The organism is Pseudomonas medicaginis (genome assembly GCF_965119365.1).
GTDB lineage: Bacteria > Pseudomonadota > Gammaproteobacteria > Pseudomonadales > Pseudomonadaceae > Aquipseudomonas.
Genome location: NZ_OZ221631.1, coordinates 4,843,118 through 4,861,147, shown reverse-complemented (window position 1 = coordinate 4,861,147; position 18,030 = coordinate 4,843,118). Strand labels below are relative to the sequence as shown.

Below are 18,030 nucleotides of genomic sequence, written 5' to 3'. Positions count from 1 at the left end.
TCCCACAGGGAAGGGCGGTGTTTTCGAGGGCGGGTGAATGCTAGTCTTGATCAACGCTGTTGCCAGGGAGCCCTCATGGGCAATCACAAGATCGAGATTCGTCGCAGTAACGTCGAGAAAATCCTGTTGGCCGCCGAGAAGGTCTTTGCCGAGAAAGGCTTCGGCAGCACCGCCATGGCCGACATCGCCGCCGAAGTGCAATTGCCCCGTTCGAACCTGCACTACTACTTCAGCACCAAGAGCGAGCTGTACAGCGCCGTGTTGTTCGACCTGCTGGAGGTCTGGAAGCAGGACGCCTTGTGCTTCGAAATGTTCGACGACCCACGGGTGGTGCTCAGCAGCTACATCCGCGCCAAGATGAACCACTCCCGCAGCCGGCCCTATGGTTCCAAGGTCTGGGCCAACGAAATCATCCATGGCGCCCCGACGCTGGGCCACGCGCTGGACGCCAGCCTCTACGACTGGGCCAAGATGAAGGAAGCGAAGATCCGCCAATGGGTGGAGGACAAACGCATCCTGCCGGTGGAGCCTTCAAGCCTGCTCTACATGATCTGGGCCTCGACCCAGCACTACGCGGACTTCGATCACCAGATCAACATTCTCAACGACCACCAGCCATTGTCGGACATGCAGTTCGAGCGGGCGGTGCAGACCGTGACCAGTGTGATTTTGCGGGGGATCGGGTTGGAGCCTTGAGGTTTTTTTGTGTGGCTGATGGCCTCATCGCGAGCAAGCTCGCTCCCACAAGGGATCTCTGGTGAACACAACATCTGTGAACAACACGATCCACTGTGGGAGCGAGCTTGCTCGCGATGGCGCCAGTCCAGGCACCTCAACCCTCAGGCAGTCACATGATAGGGATTACGCGGGTCATGGTTCCAATCCAGGAACGGTTTGCCCGTGTCCACCGTCACCATCTCGATACAATCCTGCACCGGGCAGGTGATCTGGCACAGGTTGCAGCCCACGCATTCCTCATCGATCACCTCATACACGTGGGTGCCGTCCGCCTGCTTGAGGCTGGCGATGGCCTGGTGCGAGGTGTCTTCGCAGGCGATGTGGCAGCGACCGCAACCGATGCAGGCCTCTTGGTCGATCTTGGCGATGACCTGATAGTTGATGTCCAGGTACTTCCAGTCGGTGGTGTTGCCCACCGCACGACCGGAGAATGCTTGCAGGTTGGCGTGGCCCTGGCTGTCCATCCAACGTGACAAGCCGTCCTTCATCTCTTCGACGATGCGAAACCCATGCAGCATTGCCGCTGTGCAGACCTGCACCGCGCCACTGCCCAGGGCGATGAATTCCGCAGCGTCGCGCCAGCTGCCGATGCCACCGATGCCGCAGATCGGCAGGCCCTGGGTCTGTGGGTCGCGGGCGATTTCGGCGACCATGTTCAGGGCGATGGGCTTGACCGCCGAGCCACAGTAACCGCCGTGGGTGCTCTGGCTGCCGACGCTGGGCAGGGCGACCATGCGGTCCAGGTCGACGCTGGTGATGGAGTTGATGGTGTTGATCAAGGACACCGCATCCGCGCCGCCGCGATGGGCCGCCCGGGCGGCGACGCGGATGTCGGTGATGTTCGGCGTGAGCTTGACGATCACCGGCAGCGAGCAATAGGTCTTGCACCAGCGGGTCACTTGCTCGACGTACTCCGGCACCTGGCCGACCGCCGCGCCCATGCCCCGTTCCGGCATGCCATGGGGGCAGCCGAAGTTCAGCTCGATGCCGTCGGCGCCGGTGGCTTCCACCAATGGCAGGATGCGCTTCCATGACTCCTCGACGCAGGGCACCATCAGCGACACGATCAGCGCCCGGTCCGGCCAGTCCTTTTTCACCTGGGTGATTTCCCGCAGGTTGATCTCCAGCGAACGGTCGGTGATCAGCTCGATGTTATTGATGCCCAGCACCTCGCGATTGGCGCCGTAGTGGGCCGAATAGCGCGAGGACACGTTCACCGCCGCGGGGTCCTCACCGAGGGTTTTCCAGACCACGCCACCCCAGCCGGCTTCGAAGGCGCGGACGACATTGTAGGCCTTGTCGGTGGGCGGCGCGGAGGCCAGCCAGAACGGGTTGGGGGCTTTGATGCCGGCGAAGACAATCGACAGATCGGCCATTTACGCAGCCTCCACGTTGAGCATGAGTTGGGCGTTGATCGCCTCGGCGGCGAGCTTGCCGTGCTGCACGGCCTGCACGGTGAGGTCCTGGTCCAGGCTGGTGCAATCGCCGCCGGCGTAGACACCGGGAATGCTGGTGCACAGGTGTTCATCCACCAGGATCCGCCCGTCCTGGCGCTTGAGCTCCCGGGCCAGTGGATCCATCAGTGCGTTGTCATCGAAGGCTTGGCCGATGGCTTTGAAAATGGCGTCGGCGGGGAGGTCGAAGGTGTCGGTGCCGATGACCAGCCGGCCGTTTTCCAGATGCGTGCGAGAGAAGCGCATGCCGCACACATGCCCGGCGTCATCGAGCAATACCTGTTGCGGTTGGGCCCAGGTCAGTAGGCGTACCTGATTGGCCTTGGCGATGTCTTGCTCGTGCAAGGTGGCGCCCATGTCTTCAAGGCCACGACGGTAGACCAGGTTGACGTCCCGGGCGCCGAGGCGGGCCATTTGCACGGCCATGTCGATGGCAGTGTTGCCGGCGCCGAGGACGATGCAACGGTCGGCCAGGGGCAACTGGCTGAGATCGTCGGCCTGGCGCAGTTCGCGGATGTACTCGGTGGCGGCCAGCAGCCCCGGTGCCTGTTCGTCGCTCAGGCCCAATTGCTTGCTGGCGGCCAGGCCGAGGCCGAGGAATACCGCGTCGAACTGTTGGTGCAGGTCGTTCAGGCTCAGGTTTTCCCCGAGCTTCTGTCCGTGGCGGATCTCGATGCCACCGATCTCCAGCAGAAAGTCCAGTTCGCGCTGGGCGTAATCGTCCACCAGTTTGTATTTGGCGATGCCGTATTCGTTGAGGCCACCGGCCTTCTCACGGGCCTCGAAAACCACCATGTCATGACCGTGCATCGCGCTGCGATGGGCGCAGGACAACCCGGCCGGGCCGGCCCCGACCACTGCGATACGCTTGCCAGTGGTGGCGGCACGCTTGAACGGATGTTCGCTGAAGTGCGCGTTATCCACGGCATAGCGTTGCAGTTGGCCGATCAATACCGGTGCGCACTCGTGGACGTTGTTGCGCACGCAAGCTTGCTGGCACAGGACCTCCGTCGGGCAGACCCGGGCACAACTGCCGCCGAGGATGTTGGCCGAGAGGATCTTCTGCGCCGCGCCTTGGACGTTGTCCTGGTGGATGTTGCGGATGAACGAGGGAATATCGATCTCGCTCGGACAGGCGTTCACGCACGGCGCGTCGTAGCAATAGAGGCAACGGGACGCTTCCAGGTGAGCCTGGCGCACGTTGAGCGGCGGTGCCAGGTCGCTGAAGCGGGCGGCGAGGGTGGTCGGGTCTTCCTGGGAATGGGGGAGATGACTCAAGGGCTGGATCATGGAGTGGGCCTCACGGTGTTTGAGGTGCTGCCTCTGGTGGGCAGTGGTTTTTTCGTTGCCTGGTCTGGCCTCTTCGCGAGCAAGCTCGCTCCCACAGGGGATCTGCTGCGTACACAGATTTTGTATCCACCCAAGATCCAATGTGGGAGCGAGCTTGCTCGCGATAGGCCGAAGGCCTCGATTTCAGCGTTTAACTGCAGTCGGCCTGTGCAGCTCAGCCCGCTTGCTCAGCAAGTCGAACACCGCCGGATACGCCGGCCGTTCGATGTAGCGTCCGGCGCCGCGCTCGGCCCGCAGGTCGCCGTCGGCCCAGACCAGTCGACCCTGGCTGATGGTATGGCTGGGTACGCCGCGCACGGTCTTGCCTTCGAAAATGTTGAAGTCCACCTGCTGATGGTGGGTCTTGGCCGAGATCGTGCGGCTGCCCTGCGGGTCCCAGAGCACCAGGTCTGCATCGGCGCCGACGCGGATCGCTCCCTTGCGTGGGTAGAGGTTGAAGATTTTCGCGGTGTTGGTGGACGTGAGGGCGACGAACTCCTGCATCGACAGTTTGCCGCTGTTGACCCCTTCTTCCCAAAGCACCGCCATGCGGTCTTCGATCCCGGCGGTGCCGTTGGGGATCTTGCTGAAGTCGTCACGGCCGGCGGCTTTCTGCTCCGCGCAGAAACAGCAGTGGTCGGTGGCGGTGGTGTGCAGGTTGCCCGACTGCAAGCCGTGCCATAGCGCATCCTGATGGCCGCGTGGGCGGAACGGCGGGCTCATCACGTAGCCGGCGGCGGTCTGCCAATCCGGGTCGCGATAGACGCTGTCGTCCAGCAACAGGTGCCCGGCCAGTACTTCACCGTAGACCGGTTGGCCCTTGCTGCGGGCGTAGGTGATTTCGTCCAGGGCTTCCTGGGTGGACACGTGCACCAGGTACAACGGTGTACCCAAGGTTTCGGCGATGCGGATGGCGCGGCTCGCGGCTTCGCCTTCCACTTGCGAGGGGCGCGACAACGGATGGGCTTCGGGCCCGGTGATGCCTTGGGCCAGCAGCTTGCGCTGCAGGTGGTAGACCAGTTCGCCGTTCTCGGCGTGCACGGTGGGCACCGCGCCCAGTTCCAGGCAGCGCTCGAAGCTCGCGACCAAGGTATCGTCGGCGGCCATGATTGCGTTCTTGTAGGCCATGAAATGCTTGAAGCTGTTCACGCCGTGGTGGCTGACCAACTCGGCCATTTCTTCACGGACCTGCTCGCTCCACCAAGTGATCGCCACGTGGAAACCGTAGTCGCTGGCGCTTTTCTCGGCCCAGCCCCGCCATTGATGAAAGGCTTCCATCAGCGACTGCTGGGGGTTGGGAATCACGAAATCGATGATCGACGTGGTACCCCCGGCGAGGCCTGCCGCCGTGCCGCTGAAGAAGTCTTCACTGGCGACCGTGCCCATGAACGGCAACTGCATATGGGTATGGGGATCGATGCCGCCAGGCATCAGGTATTGACCGCTGCCATCGAGTACCTCGACCGCAGCCGGGACCTCCAGGTTGTCACCAATGGCCTTGATCACGCCGTCGGCGCAAAACACATCGGCGCGATAACTTTCATCATGGGTAATAACGGTGGCGCCACGGATCAACAGAGACATTCCGAGTTCCTCGCAGGCATGACCGACTGTTGCCGGTTCTTTATGTTTTATCCATCACGGTAGTCGTGCAGATTACATTCTTGTCACGACTGTCAGGATTAGACGCTAGCTGGAGTTATAGAAATGATCAAGATTATTTTTTATAAGCTTAGTAGTTTGTTAACTGATTGAAATTAAAGGATTAAATTTAAGAATCACCAAATTGGTGAGCCTGCTCACCATTTTGACGCACTTGACAGGATCGTTATTTGAGCGAGATTTGTCATGGTAAATCAGCGGCTTGAAAGTGCTTGAAGTACGGTCCAGACACCTCGCGTTGATCCGGCGTGCACCACTTTGAATCTCCCGCTCGACAGGGCGTGAAGGTCATCTAGCCTCAATGTCGTTAAGCTTGAAGTGAAACAAGGTAATAACTTGGCTTTAAAACGTTAACTATCAAAAGGTTGAAAGGGTTATATCGATCATTCGGTCAGCTTGGCACGTCATCCGGCACGGTTATTGAGTGTCGTCGTGGTCTGGCGGGGTGGTGGGTAGCACGCGTGCAAGTACTCCAGCCATCGCCCGTCGATGAGCAAAAATAATGAAAACAGTGGAGCGGACATGACCAGATCAACAGTGACCGAGCGCGACGGATTGTTCGAGCTTGAAGCCGGCAGCGACGTCCTCGACAGCCCCCGTTATAACCACGACATCGCGCCGACCAAGGTGCACGAGCGAACCTGGAACAAATGGCACATCACCGCATTGTGGGTGGGCATGGCGATCTGCGTGCCGACCTACACCCTCGGTGGCGTGCTCACCGCCTATTTCGGCTTGACGGTGGGCGAGGCGCTGCTGGCGATCCTGTTCGCCAACATCATCGTACTGATCCCCTTGACCCTGAACGCCTTCGCCGGGACCAAGTACGGCATTCCGTTTCCGGTGCTGTTGCGTTCGTCCTTCGGTGTCATCGGCTCCAACGTGCCGTGCCTGATCCGCGCCCTGGTGGCGTGCGGCTGGTTCGGCATCCAGACCCTGTTCGGCGGGCTGGCGATCCACCTGTTTCTCGGCTCGGTGTTCGACGGCTGGAAGAGCCTGGGGGGCACTGGCGAAGTGATCGGCTTCATGGTGTTCTGGGTCATCAACCTGTGGGTGGTGCTGCGTGGTGCCGAGTCGATCAAGTGGCTGGAAACCTTGTCCGCACCGCTGCTGGTACTGGTGGGGGCCGGGCTGTTGGTGTGGGCGCTGCCCAACGTCTCGTTGACTGAACTGATGGCGGTCCCGGCCAAGCGTCCCGAAGGCGTCGGCGTGACCAGCTACTTCCTTGCCGGTCTGACGGCCATGGTCGGTTTCTGGGCCACGCTGTCGTTGAACATTCCTGACTTCAGCCGTTACGCCAAGAGTCAGAAAGACCAGATCGTGGGGCAGATCATCGGCCTGCCATTGACCATGTTCCTGTTCGCCTCCCTCGGCGTGGTCATGACCGCCGCCTCGGAAAAACTGGTGGGGGTCACCGTCTCCGACCCGGTGACCCTGATCGGGCACATCCAGAGCCCGGTGTGGGTGGCGTTGGCCATGGTGCTGATCATCGTCGCTACGCTCTCGACCAACACCGCCGCCAACATCGTTTCACCCACCAATGACTTCCAGAACCTGGCGCCGAAACTGATCGGCCGCACCAAGGCGGTAATACTCACCGGGCTGGTGGGGCTGGCGCTGATGGCTCACGAGCTGCTGAAGAAACTCGGCCTGATCGCCTCCGAGGTCAGCCTCGAGTCGGTCTATTCCAACTGGCTGCTGGGTTATTCGAGCCTGCTGGGGCCGATTGCCGGGATCATGGTGGTGGATTATTTCCTGATCAGGAAACAGCAACTTGACCTGGCCGGGTTGTACCGCGACGACGTTTACCCGGCGTGGAACTGGAACGGCTTCATCGCCTTTGGCGTGCCGGTGGTGCTGACGTTGTTGTCCCTGGGCAGCGATGCGTTCAGCTGGTTCTACAGCTACGGCTGGTTCACCGGCTCGGCGCTGGGCGGGGTGATTTATTACGGGTTGTGCAGTATGCGAGCAAGCCCGTCCGTTGCCAAAACAGCGGTGTGAAGGAGGGCCTCATCGCGAGCGAGCTCGCTCCCACACTGGATTTGGGTGAATGCAAAATCTGTGTGTACAGCAGATCCCCTGTGGGAGCGAGCTTGCTCGCGATGGCGGCCTCTAGTACACCAAAAACATGCCTGGAAAAATGGAGATCCCCATGAACGCAGCCATCGACGTCCTGCAATCGACCCATCAGCACATCAACCGCGACCGCCTGTGGCAATCGCTCATGGACCTGGCCCAGCTCGGTGCCACCGTCAAGGGCGGTGTGTGCCGGCTGGCCCTGACCGACCTCGACCGCCAGGCCCGCGACCTGTTCGTGCAATGGACCGAGGCGGCGGGCTGTACCGTCAGCATTGATGCGGTGGGCAATATCTTCGCCCGGCGGCCAGGGCGCAATCCGAACCTGCCACCGGTGATGACCGGCAGCCACATCGACACCCAGCCCACCGGTGGCAAGTTCGACGGCTGCTTTGGCGTGCTCTCCGGGCTGGAGGTGCTGCGCACTCTCAATGACCTGAACATCGAAACCGAAGCACCGCTGGAAGTGGTGGTGTGGACCAACGAAGAAGGCTCGCGTTTCGCTCCGTGCATGATGGGCTCCGGCGTGTTCGCCGAGAAGTTCACCCTCGAAGAAACCCTCGCCAAGACCGACGCCGAAGGCATCAGCGTGGGCCAGGCGCTCACCGCCATCGGCTATGCCGGCCCGCGCCCGGTCAGTGGGCATCCGGTGGGGGCGTATTTCGAGGCGCATATCGAACAGGGGCCGATCCTCGAAGACGAGGGCAAGACCATCGGCGTGGTGATGGGCGCCCTGGGGCAGAAGTGGTTCGACCTGACCTTGCGCGGTGTCGAAGCCCACGCCGGCCCGACCCCGATGCACCTGCGCAAGGATGCCCTGGTGGGGGCCTCGATCATTGTCGGCGCCGTCAATCGCGCCGCCCTCGGTCATCAGCCCCATGCCTGTGGCACGGTCGGTTGCCTGCAAGCTTATCCAGGGTCGCGCAACGTCATCCCCGGCGAGGTGCGCATGACCCTGGATTTCCGTCACCTGGAACCGGCGCGCCTGGATTCGATGATCGCCGAGGTCAAGCAAGTGATCGAAGACACCTGCCGGCAACACGGCCTGACCTTCGAGTTGAAACCCACCGCCGACTTCCCGCCGCTGTACTTCGACAAGGGCTGCGTCGACGCTGTACGTGGCGCCGCCCAAGGGTTGGGCCTGTCCCACCTGGACATCGTCAGCGGTGCCGGCCATGACGCGATCTTCCTCGCCGAACTGGGCCCGGCCGGGATGATCTTCGTCCCCTGCGAAGGCGGCATCAGCCACAACGAAATCGAAAACGCCGCCCCGGACGACCTCGCGGCCGGTTGCGCGGTGCTGCTGCGGGCGATGCTGGCCGCCTCACAAGCGATTGCCGAGGGGCGCATGGCGGCTTGAACGGCCGATGCACTATTGCAAGCCCATGTGGTCGTAACTTTCAACGCATCCATGCTTGAAACCTACTGACCACATGGAGACCCAATGAATCAGCAAGTCCCGACCACCGATACCAACCGTCGCCAATTGCTGCAGATCATTGCCGGGTTGTCCGACGGGGTGATGTTGATCGAGGTCGACCAGACCATTGCCTGGGCGAACGCGGCGGCCTTGACCATGCACGGGGTCAAGGACCTCAATGAATTGGGCACCACGGCCCGGCAATACGCCCGGCGTTTCAATTTGCGTTACCGCAACAATCATCCGCTGTCCGAGGACAATTACCCGATCGCCCGGGTTGCCCGTGGCGATGAGTTCAGCGATGTGCTGGTGGAAGTCACGCCCCAGGCCGACCCGGATCGCACCTGGGTGCATCGGATCCGCAGCATGGTCCTGGCCGACCGCAACGGCGAGCCGGAATTGCTCGTGCTGATCCTCAGCGACGCCACCGAATGGGCCAGCGCCGAGCAGCGTTTCGAAAAAACCTTCGGGGCCAACCCGGCACCGGCGGTGATCTGTCGCCTCAGCGACCTGCGCTACATCAAGGTCAACGCGGGGTTCCTGGAGATGACTGGCTATAGCCGCGAACAAGTGATCGGGCGTTCGGTGTATGAACTGGATGTGCTCGAAGCCGCCGAGAAACGCGACCTGGCCATCGAGCGCCTGGGGCAGGGCGCGACCATTCCGCAAATGCAGGCAGAGCTGAAATTGCCCGATGGCACCAGCAAGCAGGTGATTGTCGCTGGCCAGCCGCTGGACCTGCATGACGAAGACTGCATGCTGTTTTCCTTCATGGACATGGAGCCGCGCCGCAAGGCTGAAACGGCGCTGCGCCAGAGCGAGGAGCGCTTTGCCAAGTCGTTCCGCTTGTCCCCCGTGCCCACCCTGGTGTGCAGCGCCGAACAACAGTTGCTGGAAATCAACGAAGCGTTTCTCCAGACCACCGGCTACGCCAGCGAAGAGCTGCTGGGACGGACCGTGGAGGAAATCGGCTTTCTCGACAAGGACGCCAGCGTCGCGCTGTTTGCCCGGTTGGAAAAGGCCGCCGCTGTTTCAAGTATCGACGTCAAGGTGCACAAGAAGGGCGGCGAACTCATCGACTGTGAGGTCGCCGCCGACACGGTGCTCATCCAGGACAAGGCCTGCTATCTGCTGGTGCTGATGAACATCACCGAACGCAAGCGCTCGGAGCTGGAGCTGGTGGCGGCGATCGAGGAGGTGATGAAAGACGCCTCCTGGTTCAGCCGCACCCTGATCGAAAAACTGGCTAACGTGAAGAGCATCAATGCCCAGGTGCCCAGCGCATCCTTCACTGAGCTGACGGCCCGGGAGCGCGATGTGCTGGGGTTGATCTGCGAGGGCCTGGCAGACAAGGAAATCGCCGCGCGGCTCAAGCTTGCCCCCAACACCGTGCGCAATCACGTGGCGACGCTGTATTCCAAGCTGGATGTCCACAGCCGCAGCGAGGCGATTGTCTGGGCCCGGGAGCGGGGTTTGTTCGCCAGCGAATGGCGGATGAAGGCACCATGATAGCCAGTGCAAATGCACCGGGTTTGCTGGTGCAAATTCGGGTTTTGCCGGGGTGCACGGTTCCTTAGGCTGTGAGGGTGCGGCATCCTTCGTGTTGTCGCGTCCCCTACGAAACACTCAAGGAATACGCCACGATGTGCAGCGAACTGACTCAGTACGAGAGCGACAGGATGTCTATGCGGACCGGGAGGCCGGAGCTGTCCGCCGTTCATATGTGTTCCGTGGACTGAGGTGCATCGTATGACCCATTTGGCCCCCTTGCGTGCCCGCCTCGAAGAAAGCTTTACCCCGCTCGCCTGTGAATGCAGCCTCAATGGCGACGGCACCCTCACCGTGCGCCTGTATCACCGTGAAAGCGGGGAGGTGGACCTCGTGGTCAGCGGCATGAGCCTGGACAGTGTGCGTTCGGAAGAGCGCCTGGCGAAGCTGATCGACGAGCTGCGCTATGAGCTGCAGAACACGCCATTGCATCGAGACGATTCCGCTTGAATACCGGTAACGCCCCTCGCCACACACGCCATCTGTCTTGGGTCGGTCATCCGGCTTCAGAAGGTCCGGCTACAGCTACAGCAGCGTCGCCCGACAATCGAGCACCAACCGCGCCCCGCCATGTTCGCTCCTGCCCACGTCCAGCGTGAATCCGTGCAGGTTGACGATCGCCGCGACAATCGACAGGCCCAGGCCAAAACCACCGTGCTGGCTGCTGCCTTCGGCCCGGTAGAACCGGCGGAACACGGCCTTGCGCTCTGCCTCGGGAATGCCTGGGCCGGAGTCGAGCACTTCGATGCGCGTGCTGTCGCCTTGATCGACCCCGCGCAGGATCACGGTGCCTCCCGGCGGGGTGAACTTGATGGAGTTGCTCAACAGGTTCGACACGGCCTCGAACAGCAATGCCCGATCGCCGTTGAGCAGGGGCAGGGCGTCGGGCACTTCCAGGATGAAGGTCAGTTCGCCTTCCTCGGCCAGGGGCAGGTAAAAATCATGCAGCTCCTGCAATAACTGCAACGGATCGAGGCGCACGAAGCCCGAGCGCCGTTGCTGGTCTTCCAGTTCGGAAATCCGCAACAAACCGCGGAACCGCGCCATCAAGGTGTCGGTCTCGGCGAGCACCTGATCCATCTGCAAGGCTTCGGCGGAGCCGTCCGGCGCTTGCTGCTGGATGCGATAAAGTTGGGCACGCAGGCGTGTCAGCGGGGTGCGCAGGTCATGGGCGATGTTGTCGCACACGCCCTTGACCTCATTCATCAAGCGTTCGATGCGTTCGAGCATGGCGTTGACGATCGCCGCCAGCATGTCCAGTTCATCGCGCCGGCTCGACAGTGGCAGGCGATGGGTCAGGTCTCCGGCGACGATGGCTTCGGCACTGGCCTGCAACTGGCGAATCCGCCGCAGCGGTCGGCGGCGCAGCAGATGCCAGCCCGCGATGCCCGGCAGGATGGTCAGCGACACCCCCCAGAACAGCGCGTGCAAGATGATCCGCGTCACGGCGAACAGCGAGCCGTTGTCCCGGGCCAGGACCAGCCAGCGACCGTCCTGGGTCCGGGTCGCCACCGCGTCGCAGCTGTCGGAAGGTACACCCGGCTCATCGGATTCGACGCAGCCGCCGAGCATGTGGATCTTGCCGTCCAGCGGCAGGTCGGCGGGCACTCGCTGGATCGGCCCGCTCAAATGGCGCAGTTGCGGATCGAACAGCCCGTAGGCGTCGACCCCGCGCTCGTCCAGCGTCAGGCTGGCCATGAGCGCATCTTCCAGTTGGTCGCCGTGGATCCGGGCGAACAGGTGCTGGCGCTGCATCAGGGAGTGTTTGGCCAGGGTGTCGAGGTAGCCAAACACTTCGTAATACATCACCCCCATGAGGATTGCGCTCCAGATCACGAACAGCGAACTGTACAGCGCCAGCAGGCGACTGCTGGAGGAGCGCCAGCCCTTAGCAGGGTTCAGCAATGACATAGCCGGAACCCCGTACCGTGCGAATCAGCGGGTCCAGGCCAGGCGGGTCGATCTTTTTGCGCAGGCGACCGATGTGGACGTCGATCAGGTTGGTGCCGGGGTCGAAGTGATAGCCCCAGACTTCCTCGAAGATCATCATGCGCGAGAGGATCTGCCCGCTGTTGCGCATCAGGAATTCCAGCAACTTGTATTCGGTGGGCAGCAGGCTGAGCAACTGCCCGTTGCGGCTGGCTTCGCGGCTGATCAGGTTCAGCTCCAGGTCGGCCACCCGCAGCACGGTTTCCGGCTCGCGGGTGCCATTGTTGCGCCGTAGCAGCACTTCGACCCGGGCGGCCATTTCGTCGGTGGCGAACGGCTTGGTCAGGTAATCGTCGCCGCCGGCCCGCAGGCCACGCACCCGTTCATCCACGTCGGAGAGGGCGCTGATCATCAGGATCGGCGTGGCCACGCCCATGGTGCGCAAGGTGGTGACGATCACCAGGCCGTCGAGCTCAGGCAGCATGCGGTCGAGGGTGATCAGGTCATAGTCGCCGCTGACCGCCCGTTCCAGGCCTTCGCGGCCATTGTCGACCCAATCGACGTTCAGGCCGTTGCGGGTCAGTTCGGCGACGATTTCACGGGCGGTCACGGCGTCGTCTTCGATGGTCAGGATGCGGTTCATGGGCGGTACCGTGTGGGGAAAATCGCGCTATTGCGCACCATTGTGCCAAAGAAAACCTGTCGGCTTTCTGAAAAAAAGTTCATGAGCCTGGCAAACGAATTCCCTGGCCTGGATCAACACTTGGTCACGAATAATCCCTAACATAAATTTTGTACACCTTATCTTGTTGGGGCTGTTGCCCCGCTTTGGCCCATCGCCGTGAGCGGGTGCCGACGGGAACCGGTGGAGGGTGTGCCGCAAGGAGCCAGGTCCTCACTGAACTTTCAAGGAAGAGCTGCATGATGCAATCTCAAGACGTATTACGCCGAAAATTTGATATCCAGCCATTGGCCCAGGCTGACATGACCGTGCGCCTGGACGGTCGGGCCGTCAACGCTGCCGAGGGCGAAACCGTCCTCACCGTCATCCAGTCCCTGGGACAACGCCAGGTGGCGCGCAACGACCACGACCAGGTCAGCGGCGCCTACTGCGGCATGGGCGTGTGCCAGTGTTGCCTGGTCAAGATCGACGGACGCCACAAGCGCCGCGCCTGCCAGACCCTGGTTCGCCCCGGCATGCAGATCGAAACCCGGGCCAACCGCCTGACCGAAACGGAGGCGCCATGAGCCTCGATCCGGTGATTGTCGGCGGTGGGCCGGCGGGCATGGCCGCAGCCATCGAACTGGCCGCCCACGGCGTGCGTTGCACCTTGCTCGAAGAGGCCCCGCGCCTCGGTGGGGTCGTGTACCGCGGGCCGCTGCGCGATGGCGTCAGCCTGGACTACCTGGGGCCGCGCTACAGCGAAGCCCTGGAAAAACTCCACGGGGAATACCAGCGCCACGCCGGGTTGATCGATGTGCGGTTGGGCAGCCGTGTCATCGGTGCCGAAGGCTTCCGGGCGCTGATGCTGCTGGATGCCGACGAGCGCCTGGGCGAGGTGGCTTATTCCCATCTGGTCCTGGCGGCCGGATGTCACGAACGCAGCGTGCCGTTTCCGGGCTGGACGCTGCCGGGGGTGATGATGCTCGGCGGCCTGCAATTGCAGATCAAGAGCGGCGTGGTCAGGCCGCCGAGCCCGGTGGTGATCGCCGGCACGGGGCCGTTGTTGCCGCTGGTGGCCTGCCAACTGCATGCGTCGGGCGTGGCGGTGGCGGGGGTCTTCGAAGCCTGTGGGTTCGGCCGGATCGCCAAGGAGAGCCTGGCGTTGCTGAACAAGCCGCAGCTGTTCCTCGACGGCCTGAGCATGCTGGCCTACCTCAAGCTCAATCGTATTCCCGTGCGCTATGGCTGGGGGGTGGTGCAGGCTGACGGCGAGGGTGAATTGAGCCACGTCACCGTCGCGCCTTACTCCACGACCTGGGAGCCCGACCTCAAGCGCGCCGAACACCTGCCGGCCCAGACCCTGGCGGTCGGCTACGGGTTTATCCCGCGGACTCAACTAAGCCAGCAGATGGGCCTGGAACACGGTTTCAGCGAGGACGGCTATTTGCGGGCCGTGTCCGATGCCTGGCAACAAAGCAGCGAATCGCACATTCACCTGGCGGGCGACATGGGTGGGATTCGCGGCGGTGAAGCCGCCATGCTCAGCGGGCGCATCGCAGCGCTGTCGATCCTGATGCAACGCAACGCGCTGGATCCGGCCACGGCCCTGGCCCACCGCGAAGGCTACCAGGCGCAACTGGAACGGATCATTCGCTTTCGTGCCGCGGTGGATCGCTACACCCAGCGTGGCGCCGGGCAAACCGCGCTGCCGGCCGCCGACACGGTGATCTGCCGCTGCGAGCACGCCACCCGCGCCGACATCGACCGGGCACTGGAGCAAGGCGTGCAGGACATGGCCAGCCTGAAGATGCGCACCCGCGTGAGCATGGGCGATTGCCAGGGGCGGATGTGTGTCGGCTATTGCAGCGACCGCTTGCGCGAAGCCACCGGGCGCGCCGACGTGGGCTGGTTGCGGCCGCGTTTTCCCATCGATCCGATTCCCTTTTCAGCGTTCCAGAACGTGGGTATGGAGGCTGTTTCCCATGATTAAGGACTACGACGTGGTCATCGCCGGTGGCGGAGTGATCGGGGCCTCGTGCGCCTATCAACTGTCCAAGCGCAAACACCTGAAGATCGCCCTGATCGACGCCAAGCGCCCCGGCAACGCGACCCGTGCCTCGGCGGGTGGCCTGTGGGCCATCGGTGAGTCGGTGGGGCTGGGGTGCGGGGTGATTTTCTTTCGCATGATGTCGGCCAACCGCAAGCGCCAGACCCAGGGGGCCGCCGTGGCGGTGGACGCCAGCACGCCGCACATCCTGCCCCAGTCGTTCTTCGATTTCGCCTTGCAGTCCAATGCGATGTATCCGCAGTTGCACCGCGAACTGATGGAGCAACACGGCATGGACTTCAAGTTCGAGGAGACCGGGCTCAAGTTCGTGATCTACGACGACGAAGACCGGTTGTACGCCGAGCACATCGTTGCCTGCATTCCTCACTTGGCAGACCAGGTGCGCTGGCTCGACCAGGCTGCCTTGCGCGAGACGGAGCCGAACGTCAGCCATGAAGCCCTGGGCGCGCTGGAGTTCCTCTGCGATCACCAGGTCAGCCCGTTCCGCCTGGCCGACGCCTACACCGAAGGTGCCCGGCAGAACGGTGTCGATATGTTCTTCAACACCCGCGTGACCGAGGTGCTGCGCAGCGATACGCGGGTGACAGGGGTGACAACCGCCGAGGCGGGGACTTTCCATTGCCGGACCCTGATCAACGCGGCCGGTGCCTGGGCGGCCGACCTGAGCGAGCAGGCCACTGGCGTGCGGATTCCGGTCAAGCCGGTCAAGGGCCAGATCCTGCTGACCGAGCGCATGCCGAAAATCCTCAACGGCTGCCTGACCACCAGCGATTGTTACGTGGCGCAGAAGGACAATGGTGAAATCCTGATTGGCAGCACCACCGAAGACAAAGGCTTCGACGTCACCACGACTTATCCGGAGATCGAAGGGCTGGTGCAGGGCGCGGTGCGCTGTATCCCGCAACTGGTCGACATCAACCTGAAACGAACCTGGGCCGGCCTGCGCCCGGGGTCACCTGATGAGCTGCCGATCCTGGGGCCGATGCGCGGGGTGGAGGGTTATCTCAATGCCTGCGGGCATTTCCGCACCGGCATCCTGACCTCGGCCATCACCGGGGTGCTGCTGGACAAGCTGGTGAACAACGAGCCATTGCCGCTGGACATCACCCCGTTCCTGGAAGATCGCTTCAAGGTGGCGCCGACAGTAAAGCCCCAGGAAATGGAACTGGCCTGAGCAAATCCTGTGTGGGGTCTATGATCAATACATATCCCGCAGTCACCCGAAGACAAACTGTGGAGTTGTGGTGAGTGCATATCCCGCAGACATCCGGGAACAAACTGTGGGAGCGAGCTTGCTCGCGATGGCGTCAGGTCAGGCAGTATCCATGTTGACTGGTACACCGCTATCGCGAGCAAGCTCGCTCCCACAGGGATCCAGGGTGAATCGCAATCCTGCGCTTATTCCATCGGCGTACTGACAAACGCCTCCAACCCTTCGGCATAGGCGGTGAACGCGCTGATCAACGGGAAAGCCTTGCCTTGCACCTGGTCCGGCACCACCAGGTTGGTGAAGCTCCAGGCCACTGCCACGGTGATGCCGGCCTGATCGAGTTTGCCATCAGTGCTCAACGGCTGTTTTTCCAGTTCCTGCTCCAGCATTCCATAAGCTGCCGCCAGTTGGCCTTCTACGCGTTCGACCCAGGGCGCGTGCTGGATCTCCGTTGGCCGCAGGTTGCGTTCGTAGTAGATCTGCACCGATTTCTCGCATGCCGCCAGGGCCAGGCCAATCAAGCGCAGTGCGCGCAGGCGCTGCCCACTGTCGGCCGGCATCAGGCTTTTGCCCGGCGCGGCCAAGGCTTCGAGGTAGTCGATGATCAACGTGGAGTCCATCAGCACGTTGCCATCGTCCAGCACCAGGGTCGGGGCCTTGACCACCGGGTTGATGCGTTGGAACTGGTCGAAATGCCTGAACACCGAAACGGACTCGTGCTCCAGGGCAATGCCCAGGCATTTGGCGGAGATGGCGGTGCGGCGTACGTAGGGCGAGTCCAGCATGCCGATCAGTTTCATGATGTCTCCTGCAGAAAGTCTTGCGGGCGTCAGTCTTCGAACCCGACCTGTTCATGGATTTCATCGACCTTGAGTTCCAGCCGGTACGCCACGGCGATGAACAATGCCTGGCACAGGCACAACGTGGCACTCAACGAACGGAAGGCGAACGAACTGCCTTCGTTGACCAGCAACACCGCATTGGCCCGCTTGGCCAGGGGCGACAGGTTGCTGTCGGTGATGATCAGGGTCTTGGCCTGGTGATGCTGGGCAATGCGCAGGCAGTGCTGGGTTTCCTTGCCGTAGGGCGTAAAGCTGATGGCAATGACCAGGTCGTTGGCCCGCACGCTGCGCATCTGCTCGCGGTAACTGCCCCCCAGGCCGGAGACCAGGTGTATGCGTTTGTTGGTGTGTTGCAGGTTGTAGACCAGGTAATCGGCGACCGCGAACGAGCGGCGTACGCCCACCACATAGATGTTGTCGGCGTTGACCACCAGGTCCACGGCCTTTTCGAACGCCTGGTCGTCCAGTTCCAACCCCAGGCGCTCGATGCCCGACAAGGTCGCGTTGACACACTCCCGGGCCAGGTCGCCGCCGCTGGCTTTCTGCGACTTGTTGGCGATCATGCTGCGGATGCGCTGCTGGTAGTTCTGCACCGGGGTGGTCTTGTGGGTGTAGGCCTCGCGGAACAACGCCTGCATTTCACTGAACCCGCTGAAGCCGAAGCGCTGGGAAAACCTGACGATGGCCGAGGGGTGCACCTCGCATTCCCGGGCGATGTCGCTGATGCGGTCGACCATGATCCGGTCGCTCTGCTGGCTCATGTAGCTGGCGATGCGTTTGAGCTGGCGCGGCAGGCTTTCGTATTCATCGGTGATCAGTTGCAGCAGGCGCTCGGCATTGATCGGTGGGCTCGGGAGGGCGGGTTCGGACGCGCTCTCGGACGGCGCCGGCAGATCATCGGGGCGGGTCATAGAAAATCCTTCTGGCTTGTTCTTTTAAGGCGGCCCGAAAAAGGCCGGCCTTCGACAATAGGTTGGCTGGTCGCAGTCTACAGCGTAGGCGCAGGGAAAATCATGGGCGGACAAATGTTGCAGCACGTGCTGAAACGATGCACTGCGTCTGGTCCGCTTTGGCTATAGCGTATTGGAAA

General features: G+C 62.3%; 15 protein-coding genes. 8 read left to right on the top strand and 7 right to left on the bottom strand.

What is annotated here, in order from left to right:
• Window positions 1-75 precede the first annotated feature (75 nt).
• Complete coding sequence (locus ACMTA2_RS20990) at window positions 76-696, top strand: TetR/AcrR family transcriptional regulator (RefSeq protein ID WP_413791595.1); 621 nt, start codon at window positions 76-78, stop codon at window positions 694-696.
• A 143-nt stretch (window positions 697-839) separates the two neighbouring features.
• Here the strand turns inward: ACMTA2_RS20990 and preA are convergent, their stop codons facing one another.
• The 3 genes from preA to hydA form a co-directional block, all read right to left on the bottom strand.
• Window positions 840-2,114 carry an NAD-dependent dihydropyrimidine dehydrogenase subunit PreA gene (gene preA, locus ACMTA2_RS20985; protein ID WP_305490710.1) on the bottom strand — a complete coding sequence of 425 codons (1,275 nt, stop codon included), beginning with the start codon at window positions 2,112-2,114 and terminating at the stop codon, window positions 840-842.
• Window positions 2,115-3,482: an NAD(P)-dependent oxidoreductase gene (locus ACMTA2_RS20980; protein ID WP_413791594.1), complete on the bottom strand. Its 1,368-nt coding sequence runs from the start codon at window positions 3,480-3,482 to the stop codon at window positions 2,115-2,117.
• Between the two features lie 183 nt (window positions 3,483-3,665).
• Window positions 3,666-5,105, bottom strand: coding sequence for a dihydropyrimidinase (gene hydA / locus ACMTA2_RS20975; RefSeq protein ID WP_413791593.1), 1,440 nt, complete (start codon window positions 5,103-5,105; stop codon window positions 3,666-3,668).
• A gap of 600 nt (window positions 5,106-5,705) precedes the next feature.
• On the opposite strand from hydA, the gene ACMTA2_RS20970 reads away from it, so the two are divergent.
• From ACMTA2_RS20970 to ACMTA2_RS20955, 4 genes are all read left to right on the top strand, one after another.
• Window positions 5,706-7,184 carry an NCS1 family nucleobase:cation symporter-1 gene (locus ACMTA2_RS20970; RefSeq protein WP_413791592.1) on the top strand — a complete coding sequence of 493 codons (1,479 nt, stop codon included), beginning with the start codon at window positions 5,706-5,708 and terminating at the stop codon, window positions 7,182-7,184.
• Between the two features lie 151 nt (window positions 7,185-7,335).
• The gene (locus ACMTA2_RS20965; protein WP_413791591.1) at window positions 7,336-8,619 is read left to right on the top strand and encodes a Zn-dependent hydrolase; all 1,284 of its coding nucleotides are present in this window, start codon (window positions 7,336-7,338) and stop codon (window positions 8,617-8,619) included.
• 84 nt (window positions 8,620-8,703) lie between these two features.
• Window positions 8,704-10,188, top strand: a complete 1,485-nt coding sequence (locus ACMTA2_RS20960) for a PAS domain S-box protein (protein ID WP_413791590.1) — start codon at window positions 8,704-8,706, stop codon at window positions 10,186-10,188.
• Window positions 10,189-10,428: 240 nt separating this feature from the next.
• On the top strand, window positions 10,429-10,677 hold the full coding sequence (locus ACMTA2_RS20955) for a DUF1652 domain-containing protein (protein ID WP_413791589.1): 249 nt from the start codon (window positions 10,429-10,431) through the stop codon (window positions 10,675-10,677).
• A gap of 75 nt (window positions 10,678-10,752) precedes the next feature.
• Here the strand turns inward: ACMTA2_RS20955 and ACMTA2_RS20950 are convergent, their stop codons facing one another.
• Both ACMTA2_RS20950 and ACMTA2_RS20945 read right to left on the bottom strand, forming a co-directional pair.
• Window positions 10,753-12,138, bottom strand: coding sequence for a sensor histidine kinase (locus ACMTA2_RS20950; RefSeq protein WP_413791588.1), 1,386 nt, complete (start codon window positions 12,136-12,138; stop codon window positions 10,753-10,755).
• The gene (locus ACMTA2_RS20945) at window positions 12,116-12,799 is read right to left on the bottom strand and encodes a response regulator transcription factor (RefSeq protein WP_413791587.1); all 684 of its coding nucleotides are present in this window, start codon (window positions 12,797-12,799) and stop codon (window positions 12,116-12,118) included. The genes ACMTA2_RS20950 and ACMTA2_RS20945 overlap by 23 nt, the downstream gene beginning before the upstream one ends.
• 281 nt (window positions 12,800-13,080) lie before the next feature.
• Between ACMTA2_RS20945 and hcnA the strand changes: the two genes are divergently transcribed.
• Genes hcnA through hcnC form a run of 3 tightly spaced genes read left to right on the top strand, consistent with a single transcriptional unit; the run spans window position 13,081 to window position 16,062 of the window.
• On the top strand, window positions 13,081-13,404 hold the full coding sequence (gene hcnA, locus ACMTA2_RS20940; protein WP_413795697.1) for a cyanide-forming glycine dehydrogenase subunit HcnA: 324 nt from the start codon (window positions 13,081-13,083) through the stop codon (window positions 13,402-13,404).
• Window positions 13,401-14,810: a cyanide-forming glycine dehydrogenase subunit HcnB gene (gene hcnB, locus ACMTA2_RS20935; protein ID WP_413791586.1), complete on the top strand. Its 1,410-nt coding sequence runs from the start codon at window positions 13,401-13,403 to the stop codon at window positions 14,808-14,810. The genes hcnA and hcnB overlap by 4 nt, the downstream gene beginning before the upstream one ends.
• Window positions 14,803-16,062, top strand: a complete 1,260-nt coding sequence (gene hcnC, locus ACMTA2_RS20930) for a cyanide-forming glycine dehydrogenase subunit HcnC (protein WP_413791585.1) — start codon at window positions 14,803-14,805, stop codon at window positions 16,060-16,062. Before hcnB ends, hcnC begins: the two co-directional genes overlap by 8 nt.
• 224 nt (window positions 16,063-16,286) lie before the next feature.
• Here hcnC and ACMTA2_RS20925 read toward each other — a convergent pair whose 3' ends face one another.
• Together ACMTA2_RS20925 and ACMTA2_RS20920 are read right to left on the bottom strand one after the other, a co-directional pair.
• The gene (locus tag ACMTA2_RS20925) at window positions 16,287-16,898 is read right to left on the bottom strand and encodes a glutathione S-transferase (RefSeq protein ID WP_413791584.1); all 612 of its coding nucleotides are present in this window, start codon (window positions 16,896-16,898) and stop codon (window positions 16,287-16,289) included.
• Between the two features lie 29 nt (window positions 16,899-16,927).
• On the bottom strand, window positions 16,928-17,851 hold the full coding sequence (locus tag ACMTA2_RS20920) for a MurR/RpiR family transcriptional regulator (RefSeq protein WP_003202885.1): 924 nt from the start codon (window positions 17,849-17,851) through the stop codon (window positions 16,928-16,930).
• Window positions 17,852-18,030: the final 179 nt, after the last annotated feature.